Source organism: Pontibacter toksunensis (assembly GCF_042686245.1).
Taxonomy (GTDB): Bacteria; Bacteroidota; Bacteroidia; order Cytophagales; family Hymenobacteraceae; genus Pontibacter; species Pontibacter toksunensis.
On the sequence record NZ_JBHUOX010000031.1, the window covers coordinates 36,478 to 45,679 of the forward strand.

Here is a 9,202-nt window from a genome sequence, read left to right on the forward strand (position 1 = left end):
AATAATACTGGCTCTCTTCTGATACTAGTGATCTGAATATGACTGTGTACGTTTAATATTAGAAATGCACGATAGCCACTCTTTGAGGCATATGAGCTTGCGTATAGACCGTGGGGGTATAAATATGTTTTTTATCTACAAAGACACCACAGTTGTTCGAGAAAATTTGGAAGTGGGGGAGAGTAGGAGCTCTATTTGTAATCAATTATGCTTCTTAACTTACCTGCTATATCCACTAATTGCACTCTTCCTGTATAAGGGGGGCGAAGCATCGTACAGGAGTTTAATTGCTGCCCAATGATTGATATTGATTTAAATTCAGCTTCTTCAACGGTTTTGATAGCACCATTCACATAAGCCTCTCGTAGTGCAGGTTAACCTTAAAAACTATCTCGTTCAGATGTTGGTGGTAAATTATCTGCAAGCACAAGAGCAACTGCTTTAAAAAGCATTTCACGCTTCACCTCCATAGATTCCCTAAACTTATTAAATACATCAGCAGGTGTTTTAACAGTATCCCCTTCTACTTCACTATTCTCCTCTACATTCAACTCATTTTCACCCCAATCTTCAGCGGCTTCTTCACTGTTGAAGATTTGGATTTTCGACGGGTTTACTATAAAAGAAATCAAATTATTTTCGTATTCAGACAGATCTTTATTGTGATCATTTAAAAGCTCTTGCATTGAACCAATAACATCAGCAGGTAGACAGTCTTTTATAACAGATATAGATAGAAGCTTAGCGTCGGTTACTCATTTTATTGGCAGTGGGGGAGCCTGGCTTATGGTTAATTAGATACTGGGCCCATCGCTTTTATTCTATAGAATAGTACAAGTTTTGGAAGCGGTAAAATAGGATTCAATATCTAGCTTGGATTTGCACCAATACCCACAATGCTCGCTTTGCGGCCTTATATACATGCAATTAGTAATTCAATATACCCTTAAACACTTTTATCAATGAAACACGAATTGAAATTACCCCATGATTTGCTGATTTACCTGTCAGCAGACGAGTTCATCGAGCGCGTTGCCCAGCGCGTCGTGCAGTTACAGAGAGAGAGCGGGCCAGCGCCATCAGATTGCTATCTCGAAAAAAAGGATGAGGACCCCATAGACACCGGGGAGGTGTGTAGGGTTTGGAACCTGTCACGTAAGACAGTGGAAGAGAGAAGAAAAGACGGTACATTTCCTTTCTTCCGCATCGGCCGGAAAGTGTATTTCTTCCGCTCTGAGGTGCTAGCCGCCATGGAGAAGCCCAAGCGCCTGCCAGGCAGCAGTGGCACCGGCAAGCAAAACTTTGGTAAAACACCTTTTCTTTCAAAGGCCGCATGAGAGTGAGTCACAGTACCCGACAACCCAGCGCCAGGTACCTTACAGCACAGAGCCTTTTCCTGGAGGTGAACGCTAACCGAGAAATCCGCCTGCAGGAGTTCAAGGCTAAGCAGCACCACGACACCACTCGTGCCCTTATGTTCACTCAGGAGCTTGAGTCGGACCGTAGCTTCTACTTCGAGTCGCAGCGGGAGGTAGAACGTCTGATAGATGAGGTGCAGCTGCTAAAGACGCAACTGCTGCATCAGAAGATGGAAATGAACCTAGAAAGAAGCATCATGCAGGACTTCGCCAAATCCCAGCACCTTGAAGTCGAGCTGATTGACATCACCATTGCACAGCTTCAGCCAAGGCTCCAGAACACCATCCCCAACGCAGCATAACATAAGACGTCTTTGCTTTTAGAAGCTCCCGGCAGGCACGTTTGAGCCTGTCGCAGGCCGTGCTTTGCCCAAAAAAATCAATCACCCTAAACCCAATCCATTTTAATGAACACAAAACCCAATTTACCAGCAGCCCCTCCGAAGCACGAGGGGCTGCTGGAAAAGCTGCTAGATTTTTTCGAGCAGGTAGACTTTCTGGCAGAAGCCGGACTCAAAGAAGGAAAACACCTGCGGCGAAACCACCTCTATGTCCTTGTAGTCGAACAAGTACTGAAAAAAACCGAGCAGCAGCAGTGCGGCCTGTGTCGCCACAACGGCTCTGTTTACCTCTACAACGGCAGCCACTGGCAGCCGATAGAGGAGAACGACTTGAAGGATTTTCTCGGCAAGGCGGCAGAGAAAATGGGCGTAGACCGCTTTGATGCCCGCTTCTACCAGTTCATAGAGCAGCTCTACCGCCAGTTCCTTGCCTCCGCCAGGCTTTCCATGTCGCCGCGACGAAAGGGCATCGTTCTTATCAATCTTCAGAACGGCACCTTCGAAATCGGCCCTGACGGACCTATGCTTCGGGAGTTTAGGAGAGAGGACTTCATGACTTACCAGCTGCCCTTCAGCTACGATGAAAGTGCAGCGGCCCCGCTGTTCGAAAAGTACCTGGAGCAGGTGCTGCCTGACAAAGAGAAGCAGGCGGTTATCGCAGAGTACCTGGGCTATGTGTTCGTGGACCAGACCGTGCTGAAACTGGAGAAGGCGCTGATGCTTTACGGCACTGGAGCGAACGGAAAGTCAGTTTTCTTCGACATCATCTACGCGCTGCTGGGCCACAGCAACGTGTGCAGTTACTCGCTGCAAAGCCTGACCAATGAGAACGGCTATTCCAGGTATATGCTGGGTGACAAGCTGCTCAACTACGCCAGTGAGCTGTCCACACGTCTGGACCCGAACATATTCAAGCAGCTGACATCGGATGAGCCAATAGAGGTGCGCCTGCCTTACAAGGAGCCGGCTATCCTGTACAGCTACGCCAAGATACTGTTCAACTGCAACGAGCTGCCACGTGACATTGAGCACACTGACGCGTTTTTCCGGAGGCTGCTGATTGTGCAGTTTGACCGCACCATCGCAGAGAAAGACCAGGACAAGCAGCTGGCCAGCAAGATAATCGCAAGTGAGCTCTCTGGCGTCTTCAACTGGGTACTGCAAGGTCTCAGCAGGCTAATGGCACAGAAAAGATTCAGCGACTGTGAGGCATCCAAATCGCAGGTGGCTCTTTACAAGAAGGAGTCTGACAGCGTGCAGATGTTCATGGAGGAGAATGCCTACGCTAAAAGCTTGGAGAAATGTCTGAAGCTAAAAGTACTCTACCCCAGCTACAAGAGCTTTTGCCAGGAGGATAACTACCGGCCCCTGAACTGCACCAACTTCCGCAAAAGACTTGATGGCGCAGGCGTGCAGGTAGTAAGGCGCAATTGCGGTTGGGTCGTTTACCTGGCGCTGCAGCCCTTGCCAAATTAAGAAATGTTTGTTGGCGGCTACACCGCCTGCACTGCTACACTCCCGAACCCACAGGCAAGAGTGTAGGAGTTACGCTGGTGTAGCCCCAAAACAACATTCTTAATTTTTACATGACCATCATTATCAAGAATCAAAACCATATAAAAAGCCATTTTTTAGACCATTGGAAAATTTATCTACCCCAACAACACCCTCATTAAAGGAACTTGTGCAGCAGCTGCGCCAGAAAAATATGCCTATCCGGAAAATTGCCCAGGAGCTGGGAGTCACCAAGTATGCCGTTGAAACGGCACTGAAAGAGCTGGAGTCAGAGCGCCTTCAGACACTTTTTCAGACAAAAGAAGAGGAACTCCGGACAACCAGCAACACAGCATGTCAGACAGAGCAGACAGTTGCAGATGTAAACCCGGACAGTGAACAGACATCACAAAATGGGGGGCAGACACTGCAAAACTACCACCGGACAGCGGGTCAGACACCCTTTCTGGAGCAACAAACGCACCCTGATACGGTGAAAAATGCCCAAGAAGAAGGTGTTTTGATACAGGAAACACAGCAAAAAACAGAAGAGACAGATGAAAAAACAGCGAAAACACCTGTTTTTCCTCCTATTTATGGCTTTTTACCTGGTTATAGAAGTTTTTTGCATGAGTTGCAACGCGGTATTCACCAGCAAAGGAAGGTTTGGATTCATGTGATGCATGATAAATACCTGCTTCAGGTCGAAAAATTGAAACAGCAGGCGCAGACCCACTGCAGTGAACACGGTTTTGAGTATGAAAACCTGCTGTTGTCCGGAGTTCTGGAGTCATGCGAGCGCTATCTGCGGAACGTGCTCCGGACAGCGCCGGTAATCAAAACTATCATAGGCCTGAGCTGTGTAAGGCTTCCGCTGGATGTGGAACTGGTGAACCTGTGCAGGAGAGCCAAGGATGCTGACTTCTATTTTGTAGAACCAGAGCACTGCAGCGCTGACTGATAGTCTCGCACCGTTCGCACCTTATTGTACTCCTAAAAGCGGTACGATAAGGTGCGACCTAAAAAATGCCTTTGTGGCAGCCAATAACATAATTTAAAGAAAGCTGGCTGGTACAACTGGTGACCGGCCAGCACTAATATTAACTTCTTAAATAATGAAACATCATGGAACATATAATTGCATTCAACCGCGAGGTTGCAGACTTAGTAAAGCGCTTTCCAGAGCACCAGGCCATCAAGGTTATTGAAAAGTACAGGGTGAAGTGCAAACCTTCAAGCTATTACTTGGCGCTGGATTACCTTGGCCTCAAGATAGGAATGGAGTATCAGGCTATAAAAATCATTGACACTGACAGAGACGAGGTGGAAGGCTATATTCCAGCTATCAAGTTCAGAAAAGGCAACCCACTGCACGAAGTGGGGGAGGACGGGGTTTGGGTAAAGCCTCTACGGCACGACCCTATGCCGTCATATAGCAAGTGCCACACCTTTTTGGCAAAGGAATATGTGTACACGCTGATGCAAATCACAGACCTGGAAAAATACGCTTTTGGTGACGGTATATTGGTATTGTAACTATGGAGAAATCATGCTGTTGCCCAACATAACTGTAATAAGCGCGATAAATAGCAGTCAAGGTTTTACCCTGTGAAGGCCTCACTTCTATAGAAGAATACCCAACATTAAACCATAGTGACAACAGCCGTTGAAGTATAGGAAGCCGCTAAAGCTTTCTTGCTTCAACGGCTGTTCTCATTCTAAAATATTGTTTCTAGATGAGCTAAATAAAAATCATGCAAAAGTAAACTTTTGCATGATTTAATTGTATATTGTAGTAATTTATATGAGTCCTATTACTACAAAATACAACATTAAGCCTAAGAAATGCCCTAGCTTAGATAATGCAGCTGTTTGAAGTAAAAAACAACCTTTTGTAGCGGTTAAAATATTTTCCTTACTCTAATGTTCCAATTCATTTTTATGATTGTGTTCGAAATTCAATGGTGAAGTTGCTTAATAAAGTCAAGTATATTCATTCTTAATTTGAAAAATAAAAATGAAAGGTAGTAACGTGATGTTAACGATTCGTTTTGAAGACCCTGAGCTGGAACCAGAAGAATGGGATAAGCAGGCTCAATGGTTGATGGCGGAGCTTAAGGAAATAGATGAAGTAGAAACCGTAAGCAGAGTTATAGATACCAGTCCTCCTTTGGGTAACAAATCCATTGGAGGGTTTCTTGCGGGCTTACTTATCACTCAATTCAATGTTGAAAATTTTAAGAGGTTAATTAGCTATTTAAAGGATCGATTAGTAGGCAAACCTATCGAACTGGAGGTAGAGGCTGATGGAAGGAAGCTCAAGTTAAAAGCATATAGTAGGCAGGAGCTTGATTACGCTTTAAAAGCAGCACAAGATTTTGTTCTTAAGACTGCATAAAATATGGCAAAGTTCGCCTTGTTGATAGGAGTAAGTGAGTATATGCAGGGACTAAGCTCACTTCCAGCCGCAGTAAAGGATGTTGATGCATTATATAAGCTACTGCTGCATCCGGAGATAGGTGGATTTTTAAGCTCGGACATAACTTTACTTAGAAATCCAGATAGACAAACGATGGAGGAGAGTATAGAACTCTTGTTTTCAAGCCGACATAAAGATGATTTAGTTCTGCTATACTTCTCAGGACATGGGATTAAGGATGATACGGGTAAGTTATTCCTTGCTAACCGCTGGACACGCAAAACTGATAAAGGAGAATTAGTTCGCTCTTCAGCCGTATCCTCTGCATTCATTCAAGAAAGTATGAGTAGAAGCCGGTCCAAACGACAAGTAATCATATTGGACAGCTGTTTCAGTGGGGCTTTTGCTGAGGGCCTTTATGCCAAAGACGATGGCAAAGTTGACATTCTCAATCAATTAGGAGGTGAAGGGCGTGCCGTACTTACTTCCTCAAATTCAACACAATATTCTTTTGAGCAGGAAGGAGAAGAACTATCCTTTTACACTCGTTTTTTAGTTGAAGGAATCCAAACTGGTGCTGCTGACCGCGATGAAGATGGTAGTGTTTCTATTGACGAGCTGCATGAGTATGCAAGCCAGAAGGTTCGGGAAGTAAGACCTGAAGTAAATCCTGAAATTTATGCTATAAGAGAGGGTTTTAAAATTTTAATAAGTAAAGTTCCGCCGATTGCTCCTGATAAACGATATCGTAGAGAGGTGGCTCGTTTGGCTGAGCGAGGAGAGTTATCTTTCATTGGGCGTAGGACATTGGACTTGTTGAGGACACAAATAAACTTGGACATATCTGAAGCGAAAGCTATTGAGGATGAGATTTTAGAACCTTACCGTATAGAGTCCAGAAAAAAGCTTCAACAATATGAACAGGTTTTCAGAGAGGCAGTAAATAAACATAAGCGCCTTGATGAGGCGGATAAAGAACAATTTAAGCACCTTCAGCAGATTCTAGGCCTTTCTGAAGAAGATATATTACCTGTTGAAGCATCTGTGATTGCAGAGTCTAATTTTTATAAGGATAATCTCCATAAATATGAAACAACCTACAAAGAAAACTTGCGTCAGGATTATTCTTCAAAACAAATATCAGGAGTATCTCAAGGTGAGTTGAAGGATTCATCTCTTACGTCACAAGAAAAGTTAAGGCAGAATGAACCAAATCATACTATAACGGAAACCAATGAAAAAGAGGAAAATAGCTACGGAAATTTATTAAAATCACTTATTCGTCCTTTAGGAGCGAATTTGAAGTTTTTTATTTTCATTATAGTAATAGTAGCAGTTATTGCTGCAATATATAGTAAGTTTTCAGCTGATAACGAATATTTAGCTACTAATAATGAAGTGGAGGATTCTTCTCTCTTAGCTGATACAGCGGTTGGTGGACTTTATTATGAGGAATCTAATTATGATGAACTTTATCGCTCAGCAAAAGCTGCTAAAGATAGAAGGGATTATTCTGTTGCTCTTTCTCTTTATGAAAATCTGATTAAGCTTGGTTATACAACAGAGGATGTCTATAAAGATAAGGTTCAGTTGATGCAGAAAGTAGAAGCTTCTGACGAAGATATAATGAACACGTTGGCCGCTGGAGTAGAAAAGCAGCCTCACAGCATTTACCTGATGCAGGAAGAGCTTCGTTACTATCTGAAAACCAATCGTGCTGATGAGGCAATGGATAAGCTGGATAAAGCGATCGTGGCAGATCCAAGTAATGCGACCCTTTTAGCTGTAAAAGGTAATCTGCTAGAACGCAATAAAGACTTAGAAGGTGCTACAGCGATTTATATGAAAGCCCTTGAAATAGACCCAAACAACTTCGATGCTAACTACAACCTTGGAGTGTTAGAGTTCAACAAAGGCGCAGATGTAAACAACATAGCAGCAAAAATGGACTACGCAACATATATGAAGAAAGGCAAAGCCCTTGAAGTTGAAGCAAAAAAGCATTACCAGGCAGCAGTACCTTACTTTGAGAAGGCACTGCAGATTCAGCCGAAGGACCACGCTACTATGCAGAATCTGATTAAGCTTTATAGACGTTTAGAACGTAATGATGATTTAGAGAGAATTTCTCAATTATTATTAAATGGTTGAAGGTTGAAAAATTATTTCATTGTCTTTCCTTTGTTAGACATTACTCTCTTGCACTTAAAGCATAGGTACCTACCCCACATATACCGATGGAATTTCGCTCAAGCGAGTCGTGTAGCAGGGGGATTTCATGTCGCTGCGGAGCAGCCATGACTTGTCCACTCCCTGTGTCGCCACGCTCACCTTGCCTCTTCCGAACTTGTCGGTGAGGCCGTCTATCACCTCCATCAGCTTCGCGTGCTTTTCCCTATCCACCGTATCTAGCAGGTCCAGCTGCACCTGGTTCTCCGGCACAATGTCCGTCACAACCACTCCGGATTTCTTGTACCAGTAGCCGTCGCGGTAGATGGCTTTCAGGGCAATGTTGGCGTAGTGGATGAGCTCTATATCAGAGTTGGAGGCCACGGGCAGGCAGATGGTCTTGCTGCCGTGGTACTGGCTGTCGCGTTCTGAAAACCAGTTCGTGTTGACAAACACGGTAATCATCCGTGCGCAGCTTTTCTGCTGGCGCAGCTTCTTGGCACATTTAGCAGCGTATGTTGCCGTTGCCTCCTGTACCTCCTCAAAGTTGTTGAGTTTCTTGCCAAAGCTTCGGGAGGTGCAGATGCCTTTCTTTGGCGGCGCCACTTCTTCCAACTCTAAACATGATTCACCCCGCAGCTCTTTTAGCAACCGAACGCCCACCACTGTCATATGCTTTCTTACCCAGTTTTCTGACAGCTGCGTGAAGTCATAGGCTGTATGGATGTTCCGCTTCTTCAGAAACTTAGCATATTGAGTACCTATACCCCACACATCTTCTATTTTGGTAGCCTCTAAGGCTTTTCTGATGTGGTAAGGGTCGGTAAGCACCAGAACACCCTTTGCTTTTGAAGACTTCTTGGCCAGCTTGTTTGCAACCTTGGCCAGTGCTTTTGTTGGAGCCACTCCTAGGCTAACTGGTATGCCAGTCCACTGTTGCACCGTGCGTTTTATATTCCAGGCATAGGAGAACAGGTCAATGTCGTAGAAATCGCCCAGGTCCAGAAAGCACTCGTCAATGGAGTATATCTCCACATTAGGGGTGAACATGGAAAGCGTCTGCATCACCCTGTCTGACATATCACCATAGAGGACATAGTTGGAGGAGAAGGCATGAACGTGCCTGTTGTCCACCAGGTTCCGAATCTTGAATAGCGGCTCTCCCATCTGTATGCCCAGTGCCTTTGCCTCATTGCTGCGGGCAATCACGCAGCCGTCATTGTTGCTCAGCACTACCACGGGCTTTCCGTTCAGGGCCGGCTTGAACACCCGCTCACAGGAGGCATAGAAGTTGTTGCAGTCGCATAATGCAAACAGCGTAGTCATTGCTTCACTGGCTTATGGAGTATCCAAACCACCAC

General features: G+C 44.9%; 9 protein-coding genes. 7 read left to right on the plus strand and 2 right to left on the minus strand.

Features of this window, described 5'->3' with window-relative positions:
- Nucleotides 1–380 precede the first annotated feature (380 nt).
- Nucleotides 381–686 (minus strand): hypothetical protein, encoded by a 306-nt coding sequence (locus ACFS7Z_RS24395; RefSeq protein ID WP_377491032.1) that lies wholly within the window; start codon nucleotides 684–686, stop codon nucleotides 381–383.
- A 276-nt stretch (nucleotides 687–962) separates the two neighbouring features.
- Here ACFS7Z_RS24395 and ACFS7Z_RS24400 point away from each other — a divergent pair, with 276 nt between their 5' ends.
- The 7 genes from ACFS7Z_RS24400 (at nucleotide 963) to ACFS7Z_RS24430 (ending at nucleotide 7,823) form a co-directional block, all read left to right on the plus strand.
- Complete coding sequence (locus ACFS7Z_RS24400) at nucleotides 963–1,337, plus strand: helix-turn-helix domain-containing protein (RefSeq protein ID WP_377491035.1); 375 nt, start codon at nucleotides 963–965, stop codon at nucleotides 1,335–1,337.
- On the plus strand, nucleotides 1,334–1,720 hold the full coding sequence (locus ACFS7Z_RS24405; protein ID WP_377491038.1) for a hypothetical protein: 387 nt from the start codon (nucleotides 1,334–1,336) through the stop codon (nucleotides 1,718–1,720). The genes ACFS7Z_RS24400 and ACFS7Z_RS24405 overlap by 4 nt, the downstream gene beginning before the upstream one ends.
- Before the next feature lie 105 nt (nucleotides 1,721–1,825).
- Nucleotides 1,826–3,235 (plus strand): DNA primase family protein, encoded by a 1,410-nt coding sequence (locus tag ACFS7Z_RS24410; RefSeq protein ID WP_377491040.1) that lies wholly within the window; start codon nucleotides 1,826–1,828, stop codon nucleotides 3,233–3,235.
- A 163-nt stretch (nucleotides 3,236–3,398) separates the two neighbouring features.
- A complete protein-coding gene (locus ACFS7Z_RS24415; RefSeq protein ID WP_377491043.1) occupies nucleotides 3,399–4,214 on the plus strand; it encodes a hypothetical protein in 816 nt (271 codons plus the stop codon).
- A gap of 164 nt (nucleotides 4,215–4,378) precedes the next feature.
- Nucleotides 4,379–4,789, plus strand: a complete 411-nt coding sequence (locus ACFS7Z_RS24420) for a hypothetical protein (protein ID WP_377491046.1) — start codon at nucleotides 4,379–4,381, stop codon at nucleotides 4,787–4,789.
- A 481-nt stretch (nucleotides 4,790–5,270) separates the two neighbouring features.
- Entirely contained in the window at nucleotides 5,271–5,651 is a 381-nt protein-coding gene (locus tag ACFS7Z_RS24425; RefSeq protein ID WP_377491049.1) for a hypothetical protein, read from the plus strand.
- 3 nt (nucleotides 5,652–5,654) lie between these two features.
- On the plus strand, nucleotides 5,655–7,823 hold the full coding sequence (locus ACFS7Z_RS24430) for a caspase, EACC1-associated type (protein ID WP_377491052.1): 2,169 nt from the start codon (nucleotides 5,655–5,657) through the stop codon (nucleotides 7,821–7,823).
- A gap of 69 nt (nucleotides 7,824–7,892) precedes the next feature.
- Here the strand turns inward: ACFS7Z_RS24430 and ACFS7Z_RS24435 are convergent, their stop codons facing one another.
- Nucleotides 7,893–9,167 (minus strand): Y-family DNA polymerase, encoded by a 1,275-nt coding sequence (locus ACFS7Z_RS24435; protein WP_377491055.1) that lies wholly within the window; start codon nucleotides 9,165–9,167, stop codon nucleotides 7,893–7,895.
- Between the last annotated feature and the right edge of the window lie 35 nt (nucleotides 9,168–9,202).